Annotated in this window: 16 protein-coding genes; 10 read left to right on the plus strand and 6 right to left on the minus strand. The window is 70.2% G+C overall.

The genetic code is table 11. From position 1 onward, the window contains the following. Positions 1-117 precede the first annotated feature (117 nt). Positions 118-1,740 (plus strand): chaperonin GroEL, encoded by a 1,623-nt coding sequence (gene groL, locus AB0N66_RS20850; RefSeq protein ID WP_365436957.1) that lies wholly within the window; start codon positions 118-120, stop codon positions 1,738-1,740. 100 nt (positions 1,741-1,840) lie between these two features. Here groL and AB0N66_RS20855 read toward each other — a convergent pair whose 3' ends face one another. Both AB0N66_RS20855 and AB0N66_RS20860 read right to left on the minus strand, forming a co-directional pair. Then, positions 1,841-2,614 carry an SDR family oxidoreductase gene (locus tag AB0N66_RS20855; RefSeq protein ID WP_365436960.1) on the minus strand — a complete coding sequence of 258 codons (774 nt, stop codon included), beginning with the start codon at positions 2,612-2,614 and terminating at the stop codon, positions 1,841-1,843. Positions 2,615-2,791: 177 nt separating this feature from the next. Continuing rightward, positions 2,792-3,460, minus strand: a complete 669-nt coding sequence (locus tag AB0N66_RS20860; RefSeq protein WP_365436963.1) for an MOSC domain-containing protein — start codon at positions 3,458-3,460, stop codon at positions 2,792-2,794. An 81-nt stretch (positions 3,461-3,541) separates the two neighbouring features. On the opposite strand from AB0N66_RS20860, the gene AB0N66_RS20865 reads away from it, so the two are divergent. Further along, on the plus strand, positions 3,542-4,447 hold the full coding sequence (locus tag AB0N66_RS20865; RefSeq protein ID WP_365436966.1) for a LysR family transcriptional regulator: 906 nt from the start codon (positions 3,542-3,544) through the stop codon (positions 4,445-4,447). A 108-nt stretch (positions 4,448-4,555) separates the two neighbouring features. Here AB0N66_RS20865 and AB0N66_RS20870 read toward each other — a convergent pair whose 3' ends face one another. Further along, positions 4,556-4,885 carry a WhiB family transcriptional regulator gene (locus tag AB0N66_RS20870; protein WP_365436969.1) on the minus strand — a complete coding sequence of 110 codons (330 nt, stop codon included), beginning with the start codon at positions 4,883-4,885 and terminating at the stop codon, positions 4,556-4,558. A gap of 390 nt (positions 4,886-5,275) precedes the next feature. Here AB0N66_RS20870 and AB0N66_RS20875 point away from each other — a divergent pair, with 390 nt between their 5' ends. The 4 genes from AB0N66_RS20875 (at position 5,276) to AB0N66_RS20890 (ending at position 10,031) form a co-directional block, all read left to right on the plus strand. After that, positions 5,276-5,887, plus strand: coding sequence for a response regulator transcription factor (locus AB0N66_RS20875; RefSeq protein WP_003948568.1), 612 nt, complete (start codon positions 5,276-5,278; stop codon positions 5,885-5,887). A 268-nt stretch (positions 5,888-6,155) separates the two neighbouring features. Then, the gene (locus tag AB0N66_RS20880; RefSeq protein ID WP_365436972.1) at positions 6,156-6,731 is read left to right on the plus strand and encodes a sigma-70 family RNA polymerase sigma factor; all 576 of its coding nucleotides are present in this window, start codon (positions 6,156-6,158) and stop codon (positions 6,729-6,731) included. 541 nt (positions 6,732-7,272) lie between these two features. Continuing rightward, positions 7,273-8,778: an IMP dehydrogenase gene (guaB, locus tag AB0N66_RS20885; RefSeq protein ID WP_365436974.1), complete on the plus strand. Its 1,506-nt coding sequence runs from the start codon at positions 7,273-7,275 to the stop codon at positions 8,776-8,778. A gap of 128 nt (positions 8,779-8,906) precedes the next feature. Further along, the gene (locus tag AB0N66_RS20890; RefSeq protein WP_365436977.1) at positions 8,907-10,031 is read left to right on the plus strand and encodes a GuaB3 family IMP dehydrogenase-related protein; all 1,125 of its coding nucleotides are present in this window, start codon (positions 8,907-8,909) and stop codon (positions 10,029-10,031) included. Positions 10,032-10,135: 104 nt separating this feature from the next. Here AB0N66_RS20890 and AB0N66_RS20895 read toward each other — a convergent pair whose 3' ends face one another. After that, positions 10,136-10,729 carry a hypothetical protein gene (locus AB0N66_RS20895; RefSeq protein ID WP_365436980.1) on the minus strand — a complete coding sequence of 198 codons (594 nt, stop codon included), beginning with the start codon at positions 10,727-10,729 and terminating at the stop codon, positions 10,136-10,138. A gap of 132 nt (positions 10,730-10,861) precedes the next feature. After that, positions 10,862-12,070, minus strand: coding sequence for a nucleotide sugar dehydrogenase (locus tag AB0N66_RS20900; protein WP_365436983.1), 1,209 nt, complete (start codon positions 12,068-12,070; stop codon positions 10,862-10,864). 261 nt (positions 12,071-12,331) lie between these two features. Between AB0N66_RS20900 and AB0N66_RS20905 the strand changes: the two genes are divergently transcribed. Beyond that, positions 12,332-14,038 carry a glycerol-3-phosphate dehydrogenase/oxidase gene (locus AB0N66_RS20905; RefSeq protein ID WP_365436987.1) on the plus strand — a complete coding sequence of 569 codons (1,707 nt, stop codon included), beginning with the start codon at positions 12,332-12,334 and terminating at the stop codon, positions 14,036-14,038. A gap of 131 nt (positions 14,039-14,169) precedes the next feature. Here the strand turns inward: AB0N66_RS20905 and AB0N66_RS20910 are convergent, their stop codons facing one another. Next, a complete protein-coding gene (locus AB0N66_RS20910) occupies positions 14,170-15,225 on the minus strand; it encodes a serine hydrolase domain-containing protein (protein WP_365436990.1) in 1,056 nt (351 codons plus the stop codon). A 335-nt stretch (positions 15,226-15,560) separates the two neighbouring features. On the opposite strand from AB0N66_RS20910, the gene AB0N66_RS20915 reads away from it, so the two are divergent. The 3 genes from AB0N66_RS20915 to AB0N66_RS20925 all read left to right on the plus strand — a co-directional run bounded on the left by AB0N66_RS20915 (position 15,561) and on the right by AB0N66_RS20925 (position 23,043). Further along, positions 15,561-17,759 (plus strand): serine/threonine-protein kinase, encoded by a 2,199-nt coding sequence (locus AB0N66_RS20915; RefSeq protein ID WP_365436993.1) that lies wholly within the window; start codon positions 15,561-15,563, stop codon positions 17,757-17,759. 170 nt (positions 17,760-17,929) lie between these two features. Further along, positions 17,930-21,097, plus strand: a complete 3,168-nt coding sequence (locus tag AB0N66_RS20920; protein WP_365436996.1) for a protein kinase — start codon at positions 17,930-17,932, stop codon at positions 21,095-21,097. A gap of 221 nt (positions 21,098-21,318) precedes the next feature. Continuing rightward, positions 21,319-23,043, plus strand: a complete 1,725-nt coding sequence (locus AB0N66_RS20925) for a serine/threonine-protein kinase (RefSeq protein ID WP_365437501.1) — start codon at positions 21,319-21,321, stop codon at positions 23,041-23,043. Positions 23,044-23,069 lie beyond the last annotated feature (26 nt).

Here is a 23,069-nt window from a genome sequence, read left to right on the forward strand (position 1 = left end):
ACCGGTTTTGTAGTGAACTGCGCCCCTGGCCCCCCGCGACCGCAAGTAGTCGGGCGTCGGGGGCGCCGTTCGTTCTCCCCAGATTTTCCAGAGTTTCGAGAGGGCTGAATCGCTCCCATGGCGAAGATCCTGAAGTTCGACGAGGACGCCCGTCGCGCCCTCGAGCGCGGCGTCAACAAGCTTGCCGACACGGTCAAGGTGACGATCGGCCCCAAGGGCCGCAACGTCGTCATCGACAAGAAGTTCGGCGCTCCCACCATCACCAACGACGGCGTCACCATCGCCCGCGAGGTCGAGCTCGACGACCCGTACGAGAACCTCGGTGCCCAGCTGGTGAAGGAGGTGGCGACCAAGACCAACGACATCGCGGGTGACGGTACGACCACCGCCACCGTGCTCGCCCAGGCGCTCGTACGCGAGGGCCTCAAGAACGTCGCCGCCGGCGCGTCCCCCGCCCTCCTCAAGAAGGGCATCGACGCCGCGGTCAAGGCCGTGTCCGAGGAGCTCCTCGCGACCGCCCGTCCGATCGAGGACAAGGCCGACATCGCGGCCGTCGCCGGTCTGTCCGCTCAGGACAGCCAGGTCGGCGAGCTCATCGCCGAGGCGATGGACAAGGTCGGCAAGGACGGTGTCATCACCGTCGAGGAGTCCAACACCTTCGGTCTGGAGCTGGAGTTCACCGAGGGGATGGCCTTCGACAAGGGCTACCTGTCGCCGTACTTCGTGACGGACCAGGAGCGTATGGAGGCCGTCCTGGAGGACCCGTACATCCTCATCCACCAGGGCAAGATCTCCTCCATCCAGGACCTGCTGCCGCTGCTTGAGAAGGTCATCCAGGCAAACGCCTCGAAGCCGCTGCTGATCATCGCCGAGGACGTCGAGGGCGAGGCCCTGTCGACCCTGGTCGTGAACAAGATCCGCGGCACCTTCAACGCCGTCGCGGTGAAGGCCCCCGGCTTCGGCGACCGCCGCAAGGCGATGCTGGGCGACCTCGCCACCCTCACCGGCGGCCAGGTCGTCGCCGAAGAGGTCGGCCTCAAGATCGATCAGATCGGTCTGGACGTGCTGGGCACCGCCCGCCGTGTCACGATCACCAAGGACGACACCGTGGTCGTCGACGGCGGCGGCGACTCCTCCGAGGTCGTGGGCCGCGTCAACCAGATCAAGGCCGAGATCGAGAACACCGACTCCGACTGGGACCGCGAGAAGCTGCAGGAGCGCCTCGCGAAGCTGGCCGGCGGCGTGTGCGTGATCAAGGTCGGCGCCGCCACCGAGGTGGAGCTCAAGGAGAAGAAGCACCGTCTGGAGGACGCCATCTCCGCGACCCGCGCCGCGGTCGAAGAGGGCATCGTCTCCGGTGGTGGCTCCGCGCTCGTCCACGCCGTCAAGATCCTCGAGGGCAACCTCGGCAAGACCGGCGACGAGGCCACGGGTGTCGCGGTCGTCCGCAAGGCCGCTGTCGAGCCGCTGCGCTGGATCGCCGAGAACGCCGGCCTGGAGGGTTACGTCATCACCTCCAAGGTCGCCGAGCTCGACAAGGGCCAGGGCTTCAACGCCGCCACCGGCGAGTACGGCGACCTGGTCAAGGCCGGCGTCATCGACCCGGTCAAGGTCACCCGCTCCGCCCTGGAGAACGCCGCCTCCATCGCCTCCCTGCTCCTCACGACCGAGACCCTGGTCGTCGAGAAGCCGGCCGAGGAAGAGGCCGACGCGGGCCACGGCCACGGCCACTCGCACTGAGGCACCAGCTTCCGAAGAAGCCCTCGTTCCCGCAGGGAACGGGGGCTTCTCCCGTGCGCTACGGGCTCCGGTCCTGCCGCTCCCACTGGTCTTGTCGGCCCTACTGGGGCCCGTACTTCCGCCCGGTCCTCGACGTGACCCCGCCCAGCAACGCCCGCGGCGTCACCTTCACCACACCCATCAGCGCCTTGTAGCGCGGGTCGGGAATCGACAGGCTCTTGCCGCGGGCCAGGTCCGTGAGCGCGGCGGCGACCAGCTTGTCGGCGTCCAGCCACATCCAGTTGGGGATGTTGTCCGTGCCCATGCCGGCGCGCTGGTGGAACTCCGTGCGCACGAATCCGGGGCACAGCGCCATCAGCCGTACACCGCTGCCGGCCAGATCCCTCGCCGCGCCCTGCGTGAACTGCACGACCCACGCCTTGGATGCCCCGTACGTCCCCCGGGGCACGAACGCCGCCACCGACGCGACATTGACGACCCCGCCCCGGCCGCGCTCCCGCATGGCCTCGGTCGCCGCCGAGGTCAGCCGCAGCACCGCCTCGCAGTGCACCTTGAGCATCGTCAGCTCATCCGCCATCGATACGTCGAGATAGCGGCCCTTGTTGCCGAAGCCGGCGTTGTTGACCAGCAGGTCGACTGGGTGCTTGCGGTCGCTCAGCCGCTTTACGACCGCCTCGATGCCGTCGTCGGTCGCCAGGTCAGCTGTCAGCACCTCCGCCTCGATGCCGTGCCGGTCGTGCAGCTCGGTCGCCTGCTCGCCCAGCCGCTTGGTGTCACGCGCCACCAGCACGAGGTTGTGCCCGTCAGCCGCCAGACGCCGCGCGAAGGCGGCGCCGATACCCGCGGTCGATCCAGTAATCAGAGCCGTTGTCATGGCGCAAGGTTAATGACCTCAACTGTGGTCCGACGCCCCGCGCCCCAACGCCCGCGCGCGCCGCGCGACTTCCGCGCAGGGTGCGCGACCACCTGCGCATCCGCTGCCCGGACAGGTCCTCAGGCGCCGGGACACGGGGTGCGCGACCGCCTGCGCATCCGCTGCCCGGACAGGTCCTCAGACGCCGAGCGACGCCACGTACTTCTCGGCGATCGCGCGCGACTCCGGGTGCAGCGACTCGCCCGCGTCCAGCAGTCGCGGCAGCAGTTCCCGCGTGGTCGTGACCGCACGGAACTGGAGGGCGACCGTGACGTCGTGGTCCGGCCTGTACACGATCTCGATCGGGTCGCCGGAGCGGATCTCGCCGGGCTCGACGACACGCAGATACGCGCCGGGTGCCCCCTTCTGGGTGAACCGCTTCACCCACCCCTTCTCACCGAGGTGTTCCTGGAAGGTCCGGCAGGGGATGCGCCCGCAGGTGACCTCAAGGACCACCTCGGGCCCGATCCGCCAGCGCTCCCCGATCCGGGCCCCGGACACGTCGACTCCCTGCGTCGTGAGGTTCTCACCGAAGGAGCCGGAGCGCAGCGTCCGGCCCAGCTCGCGTTCCCAGTCGTCGAGATCCTCGCGCGCGACCGCGTACACGGCCTGGTGATCCCCGCCGTGGAACCGCTTGTGGCACACCGCGTCCCCGACGAGGCCGCTCCCACCGGTCCCCTTGGGCCCGGGCGCCGCGACCCGCACAGGACCCGGCACCGGCTGTTTGTCGATGCCGGTCACGCCCTCGGCCTGGTCCGTGTACTCGACGGCCTGCGCCCGGCCGAGATTCAGCGACAGAAGCTTCATGACGACCACGGTAGGCGATAGGGAGTCAAAGGATCGACGTAATATTCGCTTCTACACCCAAGGAACCCTTATGCTCAAAATGTGATCGAGGCCCGTCATCTCCGTGTCCTGCGCGCCGTCGCCGCCACCGGTTCCTTCTCGGCGGCGGGACGCGAACTCGGCTGCACCCAGCCCGCCGTCAGCCAGCAGATGAAGGCGCTCGAAGCGTCCGTCGGCACACCGCTGCTGATCCGTACGGGCCGCGAGATGCGTCTGACGCAGGCGGGCGACGCACTGGTCCGGCACGCGGCCGGCATCATCGCGGGGCTGACGGCCGCCGAGGAGGAGGTCGCCGCCATCGCGGGCCTGCGCGCGGGCCGAGTCCGGCTCGTCTCCTTCCCCAGCGGCAGTTCCACGCTCGTACCCACGGCCCTCGCCGCCCTACGTGCCGCGCACCCGGGCACCCGGGTCTCCCTGGAGGAGGCCGAGCCGCCGCGCTCCGTCGAGATGCTCCGCGAAGGTGACTGCGACATCGCACTGGCGTTCCGGTACGAGGGGGTGACGGGCGTCGATGAGGTCGAGATGTGGGACGACCTGGTCGTACGTCCCCTGCTCCTCGACCGCCTTGTCGGGCTCGTCCCCGAGGGCCACCGACTTGCCGGGGCCGGGTCGGTCGCCATCGGCGAACTCGCCGAGGATCCGTGGATCGCGGGCTGCCCGCGCTGCCGCCGACAACTGGTCGAGGTCTGCCGCGGCGCGGGCTTCGAGCCCCGAATCGACTTCGCCACCGACGACTACCCGGCCGTGGTCGGCCTGGTGGGCGCCGGTCTCGGGGTCGCGGTTCTTCCGGAGCTCGCCATCGAGTCCGTACGGCCCAAGGGGGCGCGCATGGTGACGGTGGAGCCCCCGTTGCGGCGGGAGATCGTCGCGCTCACGCTGCCGGATCTCGCCCAGGTGCCCGCGGTGGCGGCGACGCTGGACCGACTGGCGTGGGCCGCGCGGCGGTAGCCCCTGCGCAGGTAGGACGCGGGCCGGTCAGGGCGCGGGCCGCTACGGGCGCTGGATCGGAAAAGTAGGGGCACGGCGTGCGCGTGCCCGGCAAGCAGAAACGTTCCTTCAGTTGTTCGAAGGTGGACTGCTTCCGGTGGCCGATGCCGAGACCAGCCGGTTGCGTGCCCGTCCCATGAGCTCTTCGCGCTCGTCCTCGGTCAACCCGCCCCATACGCCGTACGGTTCGCGCACCGCCAGCGCGTGTGCCGCGCACTCCGCGCGCACCGGGCATCGCATGCAGACCTCTTTGGCCGAGTTCTCGCGTGCGCTCCGTGCCGCACCGCGCTCGCCCTCCGGGTGGAAGAAGAGCGAGCTGTCGACCCCGCGGCAAGCCGCGAGGAGCTGCCAGTCCCAGAGGTCCGCGTTCGGACCGGGAAGGCGGGAGAAATCTGCCATTGCGTGTCCCCTTGTTGCCGTTCTGGGCTGCTATGTGCCCACCGACCGTACATCTACGATCTAAGGAGATGAAAATATGACTCATTGCGAATCTACCCACAGACACCAGTAAAAGCGAAGAAATCGGGCTAAATGGGGCATGGGTTGTGATGAAAGGTTGTGGGTCCGCCGCGCATGTCTGCACCGTGTCCGCACCCTCACGTACAGTGCCGAAGACGACTGGCTGCCCCGTAACTCTTTCGAGTGACCATCGTTGAGATTGCCGAGGCGGTCGAAGGAACAAGCGCTCGGGCAGACGGCAGTTTCCGTCGGCGAGTGTCGACCGCATCGGTGACGATTCGTACCAGCCTGGAGGCTCAAGGTGACGCGCATCAGCTGCGGAGGACGGCCATGACATCCGTCCTCGTCTGCGACGACTCCCCACTTGCCCGAGAGGCGCTACGTCGTGCGGTGGCGACCGTGCCCGGCGTCGAGCGTGTGACGACGGCGGCCAACGGTGAGGAAGTACTCCGCCGCTGGGGTGCCGACCGTTCGGACCTGATTTTGATGGACGTACGCATGCCCGGTCTGGGCGGCGTCGAGACTGTTCGGCGGCTGTTGTCCGCCGACCCCGGTGCGCGCATCATCATGCTCACCGTTGCCGAGGACCTGGACGGCGTGGCGCTCGCCGTCGCCGCCGGCGCCCGAGGCTATCTGCACAAGGACGCCTCGCGTGCCGAACTGCGCGCGACCGTGACCCAGGCGCTCGCCGACCCCACCTGGCGGCTCGCCCCGCGCAGACTGCGGTCGGCCGAGATGGGCGCCGCTCCCACGCTCACCGCGCGGGAGATCCAGGTCCTGGAGGGTATGAGCCACGGCCGCTCCAACGCGGAGATCGGCCGTGAGCTGTTCCTCTCCGAGGACACGGTGAAGACGCATGCCAGGCGACTCTTCAAGAAGCTCGGTGCCTCGGACCGTGCGCACGCCGTGGCGCTCGGTTTCCGGTGGGGCCTGGTTCGCTAAGTGAGCCGCCGTGGGGGTACAACGGCAGTAGTCCCTGCCCGTCTTGTGGCGGGCGGGGTCGGGCCCTCGGAGAGAGTCGCTCCGATGCCTGAGCCCCGTTTCCCGGCGGATGCCGCATCCTTGAGGTGTGGAGTTCCTCGGGGACGATTCGGTCGAGCGGAAGGGGAGGGCGCAGGAGATGAGTTCCGGCGCACCTGCTCATAACGCTTCGGTGCACAACTACGGACGCGGTGCCACGGATCGGACGACGCCGAGGCACCATGGACCGATGCGCGACGACGAGACGACGGGGATCGGTGGGCTCGTCCATCGCGCGGTCGACGGTGACGAGCAGGCCACGCACGATCTGCTCGCCCATGTTCACCCCCTCGCGCTGCGCTACTGCCGCACTCGGCTGTCCCGGCTTCCCGGTGACGCGCGGCACTTCGTGGAGGACCTGGCGCAGGAGGTCTGCGTCGCGGTGCTTCTCGCGCTGCCGCGCTACAAGGACACCGGGCGCCCCTTCGAGGCGTTCGTCTTCGCCATCGCCGGGCACAAGGTCGCCGACCTGCAGCGCGCGGCGATGCGACACCCCGGTTCCACCGCTGTTCCCTCGGACGAGATGCCCGAGCGGCCCGACGACTCCCTCGGCCCCGAAGAGCGCGCCCTGCTCAGCAGCGACGCCGAATGGGCCAAGAAACTCCTGGCCAACCTCCCCGACAACCAACGCGAGCTACTCCTGCTGAGGATCGCGGTGGGCCTCACGGCCGAGGAGACCGGACAGATGTTGGGAATGTCACCCGGGGCGGTGCGGGTGGCTCAGCACCGGGCGTTGAGCCGGCTGCGGGCGTTGGCGGAGCAGTAGTCGAGCGTTGTTCGGGGGCGGGTTTCCGGTTCCTTTCGGTCGCGATGGCGGTGCCGGGCTTGTCCAGCTGGGATGGCGGGTTTTCCCCCGCCGCGATGGTGGGGGAGCTGCACTGTGGTTTCCGGCGGTGCCGGGCTTGGCTCGGCCGGGACGGCGGTGCCGTGTGCGGCCCGGCCGGGACGGCGGGTTTTCCCGCCGCGACGGTGGGGAGCTGGACGGCGGTTTCCGGCGGTGCCGGGCTTGGCTCGGCCGGGGCGGCTGTTGTTGTCCACCGCGACAGCGGGGAGCCGGACGTCGAAAACCGGCCCGCGCTGAAGTGACCGGCTCGCGCCGAAAGGTACCGGCCCGCGCCGAGCGGGCCGGGTTCACGGAGCTGGGCTCGAGCCCAGGACAGGGCTTCCGGTGCCGGGATGAACGGCGACGCCTCGAGACCCGTACGAAAGTACGAAGCCCCGGGCTTACCCAGGCCATGGAATGAGAGACCCTTGCTTCCCGTTAGCATGGACATCCGCACCGATCAAGGCCATTTGGGGAAGGTGTCATGACTGCCAACGTCGACGGAGTGCCCGCCAAATTCGCGACACTCGGGCTGACCTACGACGACGTGCTGTTGCTGCCGGGCGCTTCGGAAGTGCTGCCCAACGCGGTCGACACCTCGTCCCGCATCTCCCGCAACGTACGTGTGAACATCCCGCTGCTCTCGGCGGCGATGGACAAAGTGACCGAGTCGCGCATGGCGATCGCCATGGCACGGCAGGGCGGCGTGGGCGTGCTGCACCGGAACCTCTCCATCGAGGACCAGGTCAACCAGGTCGACCTCGTGAAGCGCTCCGAGTCCGGCATGGTCACCGACCCGATCACGGTGCACCCGGACGCGACGCTGGGCGAGGCCGACGCGCTGTGCGCCAAGTTCCGCATCAGCGGTGTCCCCGTCACCGACGGCAACGGCAAGCTGCTCGGCATCGTCACCAACCGCGACATGGCCTTCGAGACCGACCGCTCGCGCCAGGTGCGCGAGGTCATGACCCCGATGCCCCTGGTCACCGGCAAGGTCGGCATCTCGGGCAACGACGCGATGCAGCTGCTGCGCCGCCACAAGATCGAGAAGCTTCCGCTGGTCGACGACGCGGGCATCCTCAAGGGCCTCATCACGGTCAAGGACTTCGTGAAGGCCGAGAAGTACCCGAACGCCGCCAAGGACGCCGAGGGCCGCCTGCTGGTGGGTGCCGCCGTCGGCGCCAGCCCCGAGGCCCTGGAGCGGGCTCAGGCGCTGGCCGAGGCCGGTGTGGACTTCCTGATCGTCGACACCTCGCACGGACACAACAGCAACGCCCTCAACTGGATGGCGAAGATCAAGTCGAGCGTCGGCGTCGACGTGATCGGCGGCAACGTAGCCACCCGTGACGGCGCCCAGGCCCTGATCGACGCCGGTGTCGACGGCGTCAAGGTGGGCGTGGGCCCCGGCTCGATCTGTACCACCCGCGTGGTCGCCGGCATCGGCGTCCCCCAGGTCACCGCCATCTACGAAGCGGCCCTCGCGGCGCGCGCCGCAGGTGTCCCGGTGATCGGCGACGGAGGCCTCCAGTACTCCGGCGACATCGGCAAGGCCCTCGCGGCCGGCGCCGACACGGTGATGCTCGGCAGCCTCCTCGCGGGCTGTGAGGAGTCACCCGGCGAGCTGCTCTTCATCAACGGCAAGCAGTTCAAGTCGTACCGCGGTATGGGCTCCCTCGGCGCCATGCAGTCCAGGGGCCAGGGCCGGTCGTACTCCAAGGACCGCTACTTCCAGGCCGACGTGGCCTCCGACGACAAGCTCGTCCCCGAGGGCATCGAGGGCCAGGTGCCCTACCGCGGCCCGCTGGGCAACGTACTTCACCAGCTCGTCGGCGGTCTGCGCCAGACCATGGGCTACGTGGGCGCCGCCTCCATCGACGAGATGGAGTCCAAGGGCCGCTTCGTCCGCATCACCTCGGCGGGCCTCAAGGAGAGCCACCCGCACGACATCCAGATGACGGTCGAGGCGCCGAACTACAGCCGTAGTCAGTAGTCGTCAGCAGCAGCCGTAACCAGTAGCCGTACGGCTTGAGGGCGGTCCCGGGGGTTCCCGGGGCCGCCCTTGTCGTGGGCGTCGGCGATACTGGGAGACGCAGAACCAAAGAGGGAAAGGCCACACACGTGACTGAGATCGAGATCGGGCGCGGCAAGCGCGGCCGCCGGGCGTACGCCTTCGACGACATCGCCGTCGTCCCGAGCCGCCGTACCCGGGACCCGAAGGAGGTCTCGATCGCCTGGCAGATCGACGCCTACCGCTTCGAGCTGCCCTTCCTGGCCGCCCCGATGGACTCGGTCGTCTCCCCGGCCACCGCGATCCGTATCGGAGAGCTCGGCGGACTGGGCGTGCTCAACCTCGAAGGGCTGTGGACGCGGTACGAGGACCCGCAGCCGTTGCTCGACGAGATCGCGGAGCTGGACTCGGACACCGCGACCCGCCGCCTCCAGGAGATCTACGCGGCTCCCATCAAGGAGGAGCTGATCGGGCAGCGCATCAAGGAGGTGCGCGACTCCGGCGTCGTCACCGCCGCGGCCCTGTCACCGCAGCGCACGGCGCAGTTCTCCAAGGCCGTCGTGGACGCGGGTGTGGACATCTTCGTCATCCGCGGTACGACGGTGTCGGCGGAGCACGTCTCCGGTGCCGCCGAGCCGCTGAACCTCAAGCAGTTCATCTACGAGCTCGACGTCCCGGTGATCGTCGGCGGCTGCGCCACGTACACCGCGGCCCTGCACCTGATGCGTACGGGCGCGGCCGGTGTCCTCGTCGGCTTCGGCGGCGGCGCCGCGCACACCACGCGCAACGTGCTGGGCATCCAGGTCCCGATGGCGACCGCGGTCGCCGATGTCGCGGCCGCCCGCCGTGACTACATGGACGAGTCCGGCGGTCGCTATGTGCACGTCATCGCCGACGGCGGTGTGGGCTGGTCCGGCGACCTCCCCAAGGCGATCGCCTGCGGCGCCGACTCCGTGATGATGGGCTCTCCGCTGGCCCGCGCCACCGACGCGCCCGGCAAGGGCCACCACTGGGGCATGGAGGCCGTCAACGACGAGCTCCCGCGCGGCAAGAAGGTCGACCTCGGCACGGTGGGCACCATCGAGGAGATCCTGGCCGGCCCCTCGCACATCCCGGACGGCTCCATGAACATCTTCGGCGCGCTGCGTCGGGCGATGGCCACGACCGGCTACAGCGAGCTCAAGGAGTTCCAGCGCGTCGAGGTGACGGTGGCGGACTCGCAGCACAAGCGGTAGGTCGTGCGACAGCTCGTGGGACAGCTCGTACGGCACGAAGGGGCCCGGTCACCTGGTGGTGATGCGGGCCCCTTCGCCTTACGTGAACCGGTACGTGAACCGGGTTACGCGGCGGCCTTCTTGGTCCCCGAGAAAGCGGCGAAGGCGCCGATCGCGAAGAACAGGTAGGTCATGAAGTCGGCCGTCTCCTTCCAGGCCGCGCGCACCAGGTCGAAGTGGTCGGTGAGGAGCGTGGTCGCGGAGATACCGGACTCGTCGGCTCCGATCATCGCGACACCGATGAGCTGGCCCATGTAGACGGCGCCCAGGGAGACGACGGCGCTCACGACCGGCAGTACGGGGTTGCTGCCGCCGACCTTGCCCGCGGCGAGGCCTATGAGGAAGCCGACACCGACCGCGGCGTAGCCGATCTCGTACCCCGTGGCGCCGACTATGGCGCCGTAAATACCTGCGGTCACCAGCGCCGCGACAACGGCGGCCACGATGCCGAGGCCGACATTGCCCCGGCGCGGCGCCGGCGGGACGAAGCCGGGCTGCTGCTGGCCCGCGAACGGGTTGCCACCGGTGGGCTGCTGCTGACCCGCGAACGGGTTGCCGCCCGTGGGCTGCTGATCGGCGTACGGATTGCCGCCGACAGGCTGCTGGCCGGCGTACGGGTTGCCCTCGGTGGGCTGGGAAGGCGGCGTGGGCTGGCTCATGGTGGAGATCCCCCGAAGATGTCTGGATGGTGGGCGCACTGATGTGCGTGGGACGTGGGCGCACGCGTGTGCGACAACGGCCCCGGACACTAGCAGTCACCACTGACATACGGGAGAGGTATTTCCGGGGGGTCAGAGCCGGTGGGCCGCCCCGGTCGGGGTCGCTCCTCGTGTGTCCAGGAGGAGTTGGGCCTTCACGGACAGTCCTTGGAGGTCGTACGTGCGGTGCTGCTGGAGCAGGATCGTGAGGTCTGCGTCGGCCGCGGCCTCGTAGAGGGAGTCGGCACGCGGGACCGGGCGGCCGAGGACACGCCACGCCGGGACGAGCGGGTCGTGGTAGCTGACGGACGCGCCGAGTTCCATCAGACGCAGGGCGATCTCGTGGGCGGGGGTGCCCTGTTGGTCGGCGAGGTCGGCCTTGTAGGTGACGCCGAGGAGGAGCACGCGCGCGGCGCGGGCAGATTTGCCGTGCTCGTTGAGGAGCGTGGCGGCGCGCTGGATGACGTACTGGGGCATGTGGTTGTTGACCTGCTGGGCGAGTTCGACCATCCGTAGGGTGCGCCCGGAGTGGCCTGTCAGGTCCTGGGCGATTCCGTGGCCGCCGACTCCGGGGCCCGGCCGGAACGCCTGGAAGCCGAACGGCTTGGTCTCGGCGCAGCGGATGACGTCCCACAGGTCGACGCCCAGGTCGTGGCAGAGCACGGCCATCTCGTTGACCAGGGCGATGTTGACGTGCCGGAAATTGGTCTCAAGGAGCTGCACGGTTTCCGCTTCGCGTGGGCCACGCGCGCGTACCACCTTGTCGGTGAGGCGTCCGTAGAAGGCGGCGGCCGACTCGGTGCAGGCGGGTGTCAGGCCGCCGATGACCTTCGGGGTGTTGGCGGGGCCGAAGTCGCGGTTGCCGGGGTCGACCCGACTGGGCGAATAGGCGAGATGGAAATCGCGCCCCGCGCGCAGTCCGGAGCCCTCTTCGAGGAGCGGGCGGAGGAATTCCTCGGTGGTGCCCGGGCGCACGGGCGATTCGAGGATCACCGTGGTGTGCGGGCGCAGCTGTGCGGCCAGGGTGCGGGCGGCCGCCTCCAGCTGGCTCAGGTCCAGTGCGCCGTCCGCGCCGCGCGAGGTCGGGGCGCAGATGACCGCGGTGCGGACGCGGCCGAGTTCCGCGGGGTCGGTGGCGGGCCGGAAGCCCCCCGAGAGCATCCGGCGCAGTTCGGCGGGGCTGAGGGAGCCGCCTTCAGGGCCGGTCTTGTAGCCGAGTGTGGGGATGCCGGCCGCGACGGCGGCCTGGGCCAGGGGCAGGCCGAGATGACCGAGTCCGATGACGGCGAGGTCTGCGGGCATGGAGTGGGCCGTCCTTCCCAATAGCCGAAGCGGGACAGGTGCGCAAGCCCTGTGGACAGGACGGGCGAGCGCAATGTCAGACTAGGAGTAAATATGACCGATTTGCGGGATTGCGCGTTCGGGATTCCCCGAGTGTTGTCCACAGGCTGCCGGTGACTGGTGGCCGAAGGAGGGGAAGAAGGTCAGACTTTGGGCATGGGGGATGTGAGCACGGGCCCGCCTGACAGGTGAGGCCGGCGCGACCAAGAGCGGGAGGCAGCGGTGAGGACAGCGACACTGGGGCCGGCGGAGCGCGCCGAGGCACTGGCGGGAATGGCCGAGCGTGAACTGGATGTGCTGGTCGTGGGCGCGGGCGTGGTCGGTGCGGGCACCGCGCTGGACGCCGTGACACGCGGCCTGTCCACAGGCCTGGTCGAGGCGCGCGACTGGGCGTCGGGCACGTCGAGCAGGTCCAGCAAACTGATCCACGGTGGCCTGCGCTATCTGGAGATGCTCGACTTCACACTGGTGCGCGAGGCCCTGAAGGAACGCGGGCTCCTCCTCGAACGGCTCGCGCCACACCTCGTGAAACCCGTTCCGTTCCTCTACCCGCTCCAGCACAAGGGCTGGGAGCGGCTGTACGCGGGCTCGGGCGTCGCGCTCTACGACGCCATGGCGATGGCCCGTGGACACGGCCGGGGCCTGCCCCATCACCGCCATCTGACCCGCCGCCACGCCCTACGCGTCGCCCCCGCCCTGAAGAAGGACGCGCTGATCGGCGCCCTGCAGTACTACGACGCGCAGATGGATGACGCCCGCTATGTGGCGACCCTGGTGCGTACGGCGGCGGCGTACGGCGCGAAGGTCGCCAACCGCGCGCGCGTGACCGGCTTCCTGCGCGAGGGCGAGCGCGTTGTCGGTGCCAAGGTGCAGGATGTCGAAGGGGGCGGGGAGTACGAGGTCCGCGCCAAGCAGGTGGTGAACGCCACGGGTGTGTGGACCGACGACACCCAGGCGATGGTGGGGGAGCGGGGACAGTTCCATGTACGGGCGTCCAAGGGCATCCATCTGGTCGTACCGAAGGACCGGATCAACTCGACGTCGGGGCTGATCCTGCGCACCGAGAAGTCCGTGCTCTTCGTGATCCCGTGGGGGCGCCACTGGATCATCGGCACCACCGACACCGACTGGGACCTCGACAAGGCCCATCCGGCGGCGTCCAGCGCGGACATCGACTATCTGCTGGAGCACGTGAACTCGGTGCTCTCGGTGCCGCTCACCCGCGACGACGTCCAGGGTGTGTACGCGGGGCTGCGGCCGTTGCTCGCCGGTGAGTCGGACGCCACCAGCAAGCTGTCGCGCGAGCACACCGTGGCGCATCCGGTGCCCGGGCTCGTGGTCGTGGCGGGCGGCAAGTACACGACGTACCGGGTGATGGCCAAGGACGCGGTGGACGAGGCGGTGCACGGTCTCGACCAGCGGGTCGCCGAGTGCGTCACGGAGGACATTCCGCTGCTCGGTGCCGAGGGGTACCGGGCGCTGTGGAACGCGCGGGCACGGATCGCGGCACGCACCGGGCTCCATGTGGTGCGCGTGGAGCACCTGTTGAACCGGTACGGCGTACTCGCCGAGGAACTGCTCGACCTCATCGCCGTCAATCCCTCACTCGGTGAGCCCCTGGGGGCCGCCGAGGACTATCTGCGGGCCGAGGTCGTCTACGCCGCCTCGCACGAGGGAGCCCGGCACCTGGACGACGTGCTGACCCGGCGCACCCGCATCTCGATCGAGACCTTCGACCGTGGAACGCGCAGTGCTCGGGAGGCCGCGGAGCTCATGGCGCCGGTGCTCGGCTGGGACAAGGACCAGATCGAACGGGAAGTGGAGCACTACGAAAAGCGGGTCGAGGCCGAGCGGGAGTCGCAGCGGCAGCCGGACGACCTGACGGCGGACGCGGCGCGGCTGGGGGCGCCGGACATCGTGCCGCTCTGACCGGCGGGCACCGCTGGCTACCTGGACTCCGGCTGCTGATGGCTCCTGCTGATGGCTCCCGCTGATGGCTCCCGTTGATGTCACTCGAACGAGTGTCGTGAGCTGGGATCTTTGCTCGGAACGTGTCCGTTCTACTGGGTGCGGGGGCAGAACTCGGCGGCGAGCAGGGCCGGTTCGAGGTCAGGGTCTGCGATCCCGTCCGTGTTCACCCGGAAGGTGAGGACACGACGACCGTCGACGGTGGCTGCGGTGCGCACGTAGCTGCCGGATATGCGGCCGTTGTGGCCCCACACGGTGGTGCCGCACGGCAGCTTCACCGGGTAGAGGCCCATGCCGTACGAGCCGTGTGCGGCGCGGGTGTCGAGCATCTCCCGCAGTTGGCCGGGCGGGAGCAGCTCGCCGGTGAGGAGGGCCGAGTAGAAGCGGTCCAGGTCGGTGAGCGTGGTGACCAGCTCGCCCGCCGCGCCGGCCACGCGCGGGTCGAGTTCGGTGACGTCGGAGCCGTCGGCGGCGTATGCGCGGCCGTGCGGTGCGGGGAGAGAGGTGCGGGTGCCTGGGAAGGAGGTGCCGGTCAGACGGAGGGGGGTGAGGATGCGGCGCTCGGCCTCGGTGGCGTACGAGTTGCCGGTGACCTGCTCGATGATCATGCCGAGCAGTACGTAATTGGTGTTCGAGTAGGCGTAGTGGCCGGGGGCGGCCGGGGGGTGGGTGAGCGCGATGCGTACGGCCTGAAGCGGGGTCACGGGGACGGTGCCCAAGGTGTCGGCGGTGAAGTCGTACAGGCCGCTCGTGTGGGTGAGCAGGGTGCGCAGGGTCAGACGGCTGCCGTCGTTGCCCGCGCCGCTCACCAGGCCCGGGAGGTGGGCGTCCACGGTGTCCGACAGGGACAGCCGGTGTTCGGCGGCCAGTTGCAGGACCACGGTCGCGATGAACGTCTTGGTGATGCTGCCCGCGCGGAAGTGGTCGGAGCGGCCGATTCCGTCACCGGCGGTGGCGAAGCGTGAGCCGGAGTCGTCCTGAGCCAGCAGGGCTGCGCCGGGGGCCTTGCCGCGGGTGACGAAGGCGGCGAGGGCGGCGTCCGTGGAAGGGGCGGCGGGGGCTTGCGATTCGGCTGGTGCCGGGGACGTGAGGGTTCGAGAGGTGGTGGAGGGCGCGGACGTGGGGGTTCGCGGGCCGGTTGGGGGCACGGACGTGGAGGATTGCGCGCCGGCTGAGGGCTCGGACGTGTGGGCTTGCACGCCGGCCGAGGGCTGGGACGTGGGGGTTTGCGCGCTGGTTGGAGCCGAGGCGAGCACGCCGGTCGGGGCCAGGCCGAGGAACGCCAGGACGGCGGGTATCGCCAGGAGTGTCCGAGGTGTCCGGCGGGGCGGCATCGGCGGTCCTTCCTTGTTGAGGGCCATCATGCGGGACCGCGGGGTACGGGACGTCGGGCGGTCCACTCTTGAGGGGCCCCACGGCATCGGGCACTTGTCGGGTGAGGGACAATGAAGGCTCTGTCAGGGCGGGTTGCTTGAGGGGACGCATGTCGGAGGCGGAGCGGGCGGGAGCATCCCGTCAGGACAGGAGCGAACGTCTCCTCGCCGGGCGGTACCGGCTGGGAGATGTTCTCGGCCGCGGTGGCATGGGCACGGTGTGGCGGGCCGAGGACGAGACCTTGGGCCGTACGGTCGCCGTCAAGGAGCTGCGGTTCCCGTCGAGCATCGACGAGGACGAAAAGCGGCGGCTGATCACGCGCACCCTGCGCGAGGCCAAGGCGATCGCGCGGATCCGTAACAACGGCGCGGTGACGGTCTTCGACGTGGTCGACGAGGACAACCGGCCGTGGATCGTGATGGAGCTCGTCGAGGGCAAGTCGCTCGCCGAGGTCATCCGCGAGGACGGCGTGCTCACCCCCACTCGGGCGGCCGAGGTCGGGCTGGCGATTCTCGATGTGCTGCGTTCGGCGCACCGCGAGGGCATCCTGCACCGCGACGTGAAGCCGTCGAACGTGCTGATCTCCGAGGACGGCCGGGTCGTGCTGACCGACTTCGGGATCGCGCAGGTCGAGGGTGACCCGTCCATCACCTCGACCGGCATGCTCGTCGGCGCGCCCTCGTACATCTCGCCGGAGCGGGCGCGCGGGCACAAGCCCGGGCCTGCCGCCGACCTGTGGTCGCTGGGCGGTCTGTTGTACGCGTCGGTGGAGGGTGCGCCGCCGTACGACAAGGGTTCCGCGATCGCGACGCTCACCGCGGTGATGACCGAGCCGGTGGAGCAGCCGAAGAACGCGGGCCCGCTGGAAGACGTGATTTACGGGCTGCTCGCCAAGGACCCCGAGCAGCGGCTCGATGTCGAGGGTGCGCGGGCGATGCTCACCGAGGTGCTGCACGCGCCCGCGCCCAGGGTCGTCGTGCCGGAGCAGGTGGACGCGACGAAGGTCGTGGCGATGCCGCCGCTGCCGGACGAGGAGTCGGGCAAGGGGAGTTCGGGTTCTGCCGGCTCGGGTGGTTCCGGGGCCAAGCGGGGTGAGGAGGCCGGGGAGCGGCTGCGTGGGGCGATGCGTTCCGTGCGGCAGGCAGCCTCGGCGGCCGGGGCGGCCACGGCTGCGGCCGGCGCTGCGGCGACGGCGCGGGCCAAGTCAGGGGGCTCGGGCTCGGGCTCGGGCCCGGGGGCTTCTGGGTCGACGGGCAGTGCGGGGGTAGCTGCGGGTGCGGCGGGTACGGGCGCGGCCAAGCCTGCGTCCGCATCTAAGTCCACGCCTCAGTCAGCGCCTTCGTTCGCACCGAAGGCCACGCCTCCGGCCGCACCTGCGTCCAAGCCTGTGTCGAGGAAGGATGGCACTGCTGCCGTTACTTCTGTCTCCGCGTCTGTCTCGGCTGATACGCCCGCTGCTTCGACGCCCGCCGCCAAGGCTTCCGGGTGGCCCGTGGCTCCGGAGCGGCCGCCGCGGCCGGTGCCTCGGGCGCCGTTGACGGATGTGGTGCCGCGGCGGACGCTGGTGATCATCGCGGTGGTCGTGGCGCTGGCGTTGATCGGGATCGTGCTGGCCCTCACGCTCAACGGGGGTGACGACAGCTCGGGTGACTCCAAGAGCGGTGGCACCAAGGCCGCGTCCGGTGCGGCGACCGCCGGAAGTGGCAGCGAGGAGAACAGCGGCACCAACCCGGACAGCGGTGCCGGGGCGGACGACTCTGCCGCGGGTTCGGCCGGGGAAGCGGCCTCGGGCGGCACGCCGAGTACCGATGTCAGCGCCGAGGCCGGTACGTCGAGCGGGGCGGACAGTGACGACGAGGCGTCGGACTCGGACTCCGCGGACGGAAAGACGTACAACGGCAGTCAAGGGTTCTCGATCGTGCTGCCTGACGGGTGGAGTTACGCGTCCACGGACGCGGCGGGTGCCCGGTTCACCGGTCCCGACGGGCAGAAGCTCCTGATCGGCTGGACGACCACGCCCAAGGACGACCCGGTGGCGGACTGGGAGAACCAAGAGCGGAGCATGACGCGGTCGAAGTATAAGCGGGTGCGAATAGAGGCGGTGGACTACCGAGGCTGGAACACGGCCGACTGGGAGTTCACCTACGAGGACGGCGGCACGAAGTACCGGTCGATCGACCGCGGGTTCGTCGTCAGCCCGCAACAGGGATACGCCTTGATGTATACGGCGAAGGCGGCCGACTGGGACGGTGATCTGCGTGAGGACACGTGGAAGACGCTGACCGAGACGTTCCAGCCGAAGTCATGACGTACCACTCGCCGATGTGACGTTCCGCCATGCATGGGCACCCTGAGATATCGCATCCCTACTTTGCGAGTTGCCTCCGGCACGTATCGTGAGTGGTTGCGGACCGTACGGAACCACAACGGGACGCAAGGCGAACGGAATTGACCAACCGGGCGGCCGGGGGAGGCATTGTGGACGAGTACGCGGGACGGGTTCTCGCCGATCGCTACCGCTTGCCGCTGCCGCCGTCCGACGAGTACGAACTCGCCGAGACCCGGGCGTACGACACCTACAGCGGGCAGGAAGTCCTGGTCCGGCAGGTGCCGTTGCCAGAGGTCGTCGAGGCCGAGGTGCTCGATGCGGACGGGCTGCCCGAGGGGTTCGTGGCGCGGGACGGCGGGGTGCGCCGGGCGTCCGCGCGGACCACGCGACGGCCCACCGAACCGGCCGTACGGCGGGCGATCGACGCCGCGCAGGCTGCCGCCCAGATACCCGACCATCCTCGGCTCGACCAGGTCTTCGACGTGTTCGCCGAGGGCGGGTCGCTGTGGATCGTCAGCGAGTTGGTGGCGGCGAGGCCGCTGGCCGCGTTGCTTGCCGACAAGCCGCTGAGCCCGTATCGCGCGGCCGAGATCGCCGCCGACGTCCTCACCGCCCTGCGGGTGCTGCACGCCCACGGGTGGGTGCACCGGAACATCACCGTACGCACGGTGCTCGTCTGCGACGACGGCCGCGTGATGCTGACCGGCCTGGCGGCCGGAGCCGCGGAGGAGGCGCTGTGCGGATATGACCCTGTGCCGGTGCGGGACTTCGAGGGGGAAGTCGGTGGGGGTGCGGGAGTAGTAGCCCGTGGCGCGGGTGTTGGGCCGGGTGGCCCCGGTGGGTCGAGTGGTCCCGGAGGTCCTGGTGGTCCCGGTGGTGCGGGGGCTGGGCGGTCGGGTGGTGCTGGCGGTGGGGCCTCTCGCGGGTTCGGTTCTGGTGGGCCGGCCGTTGCGCCGGGTGCCGGGGTCGGCGGTGTGGCTGGTGCTGCGGCTGGAGGGGATCCCGAAGCCGCGAGGCGGGCCGCGATCGAAGCTCGGGCGGAGCGTGGAGGACCTGTCGCGGAGGCGGCGGCCCGTGGTGCGGGAGGCGTAGGTCCACGTGCGCTCGAAGCGCCGGGTGCCGGGGGAACCGGCGGCGCGGGGGGCGCTGGAGGCGGCGGGGGCGACATTCGTGCGGCGCGTGCCGGGGCCATTGCCGCCTACCGTGCCGGAGCGCGCGCGGCCGCCCGGGTACAGGAAGAGCAGCGGGGCGGTCAGGCGGCGTTGCCCGCGGCTCGGCCTGCACCGCAAAGCGATGCATCGGCGCCTCAGATCCAGGCTCAGGCTCCTGCCCAGGCCCAGGCCCAGGCCCAGGGGCAGGGGCCGCCGTCGGCATCCGGGCGTGAGGTCGCGGGGTACAGCGGGTATCCGCAGGCATCCGGGGGTGGCGGGTACTCGCAGGCCCCGGAGCACGGTGGGCCGGCTCAGGCCCAGAGGTCCGGTCCCGGGCAGGCCCAGGCTCAGGGGCTCGGCCACGGGCAGGTCCCGGCGCAGGGTGCCGGCCACAGTCAGGCCCAGGCCCCGTACCAGGTTCCCGGCCACGGCATGGAGCACCGCCCGAACCCCGCGCCTCCCGGCCAGATAGCCGACCCGTATGGAGTGGGGCGCAGCAACCCCTGGCATGGCGCCCAGCCACGTCCCGGAGCCGGGGCGGGGGCTGGGACCGGAGCCGGAACAGGAGCCGGCAGCGGCGGTGAAGGCCGCCCCGCGCTCCCGGGAGCCGCGAACCGCGGGACGGTTCAGGGGAGCGACACCTCGGCCGGCGTGTACGCGGGGAGCGGTACGTCCACCGGCGTGGCCCCGGCGACCAGCGTCCCCACACCCGTCCCCGGCGGACACCCAGTCCCCGGAGCGGTCGGTGCCCCCGGAGTGCACCCCGCTCCCGGAGCGGCCGGCGCACCCGGAGTGGCCGGCGCACCCGCCGGTAACGCCCAAGGGCAGGGCACCCGTTGGGACCAGATCGTCGTCGGTGCGCCGCCGCCGCGGCGGGGACCTGCCACCGCGCTCGCCGCGGAGCGGGCCCGGCAGGCGCGGATGTCCGTGGTCGGGCCCGTGACCGAGCGGTGGGCGCCCGAGCAGGCAGGGCCGGTGCACGAGAACTGGCAGTTGGCGGCGCCGATCGGGCCCGCGACCGATCTCTGGGCACTGGGGGCGCTGCTCTTCCGGGCCGTGCAGGGGCACGCGCCCTACCCGGAGGAGAACACCGCCGAACTGGTACAGCTCGTGTGCGCGGAACCGCCCGCGTTCGCGGAGGAGTGCGGGCCGCTCAGGCCGGTCGTGGAGTCACTGCTGCGGCAGGACCCCACCGAGCGGCTCGACTTCGAGGAACTGCGCGGCTGGCTGCGGTCCTTGGTGCGGTCGGCACCGGAGGCCGAGGCGGGCGCCCATGTCGTCGCCGCGCCCCCGGTCAATCCCAGTCGGCTGCCGATCGTACGGCGGCGGGGCGAGCTCGTCCGCAGGCGCCGGGCCGGGCTCCCCGCGACCAGTCCGCACGCCCGCCACAAGCGGGCCAAGCAGAACAAGCAGGTCAAGCCCCGACGGCTCGGGCGGAACCTGGTTCTGCTGGTCCTGCTCCTGCTGGCCGCGGCGGTCGCGTACGCCATGCTGTTCATGCCGAAGTCCGAGTCGGACAGCGGCACGGACGGCGAGCGGACAGGTTCCGCCGGAGAGGTCAGTCCCGCCCCCGACACCGGCGCGGGAGGGAGCGCGAGCAGCGAGCCGCGCCCCGATCAGACGTCTCCGAGCGGGGACAAGAGTCCCTCGGCGTCGACGAGTTCGACGGGTTCAACAGGTTCGACGGGTTCGACGGGCAACGATCCCGAAGTCGCCCAGGGGTTCACGCTGCGTGACGACGCCGAGGGCTTCCGGGTGGCCGTGGCCAACGGCTGGGACCGTACGGCGAAGAACGGGAGTGGCCAAGTCATCTACTCCCACGGAGACTTCGAGCTGATCCTCGTACCCGGTCGGGACAGCACGAGCACGTTCGGCAGTGATCCGATGACGTACCAGCGGGAGCGGGAGGGCGAGTTGCAGCCGTTCCGCGACTCGACCTGGGCCACGTCCAGTGGGATGCGGCGGATCGACGTGGGCGGGCTGGCCATGGCCGAGGGGCAGTTCACCTGGACCGATGGGCAAGGGCACGAGCTCTTCGTGCGCAATCTCGCGATCATCATCGACGGGCACTACCACGTGGTGCAGGTGCGCGGCCCGGAGGCCGAACGGGACGAAGTGACGCGGCTTTATGAGCAGGCGTCGGGGACGTATCAGGTCATGGGATGACACCGGCTCAGGGCATGGGTGACACTGCTCAGGACATGGGTGACACTGACTCAGGGCACCGGCAGATGCCTCCGTAGGCCCAAGGTTCCCTTGGTTCCCGTCCGCGCGCGGAAGGGATAACCGTCACAGTGCGGTTTCCGTACGGCTTCGGCGGTTCCCTGCGCGGGGGGCCGCTCCTTAGTCTGACCCTGTCAAGACCACTGCGGGGAAACGTGAATCAGATGCAGGGCCTGCTCCTCGCGGGCCGCTACCGGCTTGTTGAAACCATCGGCAGCGGTGGCATGGGCCGGGTGTGGCGCGCACATGACGAGGTGCTGCACCGTGTGGTCGCGGTCAAGGAGTTGACGGCCGCGCTGTACGTCGCCGAGAGCGACCGGGCTCCGATGCTCGCCCGGACGCGCGCCGAGGCGCGGGCCGCCGCGCGGATCAACCACCCGGCCGTCGTCACCGTTCATGACGTCCTGGACCACGACAACCGGCCGTGGATCGTCATGGAACTGGTCGAGGGCAACTCGCTTGCCGACGAGGTCAAGGAGAAGGGGCGCGTCGAACCGGCCGAGGCGGCGCGGATAGGGCTGTGGGTGCTGCGCGCGCTGCGGGCCGCTCATGCCGCCGGTGTGCTGCACCGTGACGTGAAGCCCGGGAACGTCCTCCTCGCCGCCGACCGGCGCGTACTGCTCACCGACTTCGGGATCGCGCAGGTCGAGGGCGATACGACCATCACGCGCACCGGCGAGATCGTCGGCTCGGTCGACTATCTGGCCCCCGAGCGGGTGCGCGGCTACGAATTCGGTCCGTCCTCCGACCTGTGGGCGCTGGGCGCGACGCTGTACACGGCGGTGGAGGGCAGATCGGCGTTCCGGCGCACCACGCCGCTGACCACCATGCGGGCCGTCGTGGAGGACGAGCCCGAGCCGTCCGCGTACGCCGGTCCGCTGGGGCCCGTGATCGCCTCGCTGCTGCGCAAGGATCCCGCCCTGCGGCCCAGTGCGGAAGAGGCCGAGCAGATGCTCGCCGAGGCGGCGGAGGGCCGTCGGCCGGGCGCCGCGCAGGCCTATGTGCCGACGCAACAGGTGGGCTCGCAACTCGAAGGCCCCGGATATTCGGGGCACGGCGGAGCGCCCGACGGGGGGTTCCAGGGGTTCCACCAGGAGTCGGCCGGTTCGGCGTACCCCCCGGTGGCCTCGGTGACTGGGCCGACGTCCCAACAGGTGGCCCACCAGGCACCCCTTACGTCCGGCTCCACCCTCACGCCGGAGCCGTCGACGGCGCCCTCGCCGAAGCGTCGCCGAAGCCGCCTGCTCGTTCTCGGCATCGTCCTCGCCGCGCTCGTCGGTGGAGGCACCGTGGTCGCGTTGCAGAAATGGGATGAGGGCCGACAGCAGGACACGGGCTCGCCCTCCGCCTCCCCCTCTGTCTCACAGAGTCCCACCGGCTCCCCCACGACTTCGACGACGGGTGGCACCGAGGGCTCCGTCCCCGACAGCTGGGTCGAAATCAACGACCCCTTCGGCTTCGGCCTCTCCCTTCCCGAGGGCTGGAAGCGGAGTGTCTTCAGCGACGAGGGCGGCCTTCAGCAAGTCGACTACACCCCCGACGGAAGCAAGCATCTCCTCCGCATTGCTGTGGACAGCTCACCGGACTTCAACGATCCGTATGCGCACCAGGTCGACCTGGAGAAGGGATTGGGAGACCGTCTGGTGGACTACGAGAAGGTGAGCCTGGAGCGCGGCGTCTACCGTGACCGGCAGAGTTCCCAGCTGGAGTGGACGTGGACGGCACTGGCGAAGGACACGGATTTCCCAGGGCCGTACCGAGCCGTCGACCTGATGTACATCGCCCGGAGCGGGGTCGAGTACGCGTTCTACATGACCGCTCCCGCGGACGACTGGGCCACTGCGCGCGAGCAGTTCGAGACCGTGCTGCAGAGCTGGCGGGAGGGCTGAGGAAGGTCGGCCGTCCGGCCGGCGCG

The organism is Streptomyces sp. NPDC093544 (assembly GCF_040683495.1).
Taxonomy (GTDB): domain Bacteria; phylum Actinomycetota; class Actinomycetes; order Streptomycetales; family Streptomycetaceae; genus Streptomyces.

Excerpts from the sequence above, each read along its gene's own strand:
- guaB (WP_365436974.1), top strand. The coding sequence starts at position 7,273 with ATGACTGCCAACGTCGACGGAGTGCCCGCCAAATTCGCGACACTCGGG.
- AB0N66_RS20915 (WP_365436993.1), top strand. The coding sequence starts at position 15,561 with ATGTCGGAGGCGGAGCGGGCGGGAGCATCCCGTCAGGACAGGAGCGAA.
- AB0N66_RS20870 (WP_365436969.1), bottom strand. The coding sequence starts at position 4,885 with ATGGCAGATTTCTCCCGCCTTCCCGGTCCGAACGCGGACCTCTGGGAC.
- AB0N66_RS20875 (WP_003948568.1), top strand. The coding sequence starts at position 5,276 with ATGACATCCGTCCTCGTCTGCGACGACTCCCCACTTGCCCGAGAGGCG.
- AB0N66_RS20855 (WP_365436960.1), bottom strand. The coding sequence starts at position 2,614 with ATGACAACGGCTCTGATTACTGGATCGACCGCGGGTATCGGCGCCGCC.
- AB0N66_RS20860 (WP_365436963.1), bottom strand. The coding sequence starts at position 3,460 with ATGAAGCTTCTGTCGCTGAATCTCGGCCGGGCGCAGGCCGTCGAGTAC.
- AB0N66_RS20900 (WP_365436983.1), bottom strand. The coding sequence starts at position 12,070 with ATGCCCGCAGACCTCGCCGTCATCGGACTCGGTCATCTCGGCCTGCCC.
- AB0N66_RS20895 (WP_365436980.1), bottom strand. The coding sequence starts at position 10,729 with ATGAGCCAGCCCACGCCGCCTTCCCAGCCCACCGAGGGCAACCCGTAC.
- AB0N66_RS20880 (WP_365436972.1), top strand. The coding sequence starts at position 6,156 with ATGCGCGACGACGAGACGACGGGGATCGGTGGGCTCGTCCATCGCGCG.
- groL (WP_365436957.1), top strand. The coding sequence starts at position 118 with ATGGCGAAGATCCTGAAGTTCGACGAGGACGCCCGTCGCGCCCTCGAG.
- AB0N66_RS20925 (WP_365437501.1), top strand. The coding sequence starts at position 21,319 with ATGCAGGGCCTGCTCCTCGCGGGCCGCTACCGGCTTGTTGAAACCATC.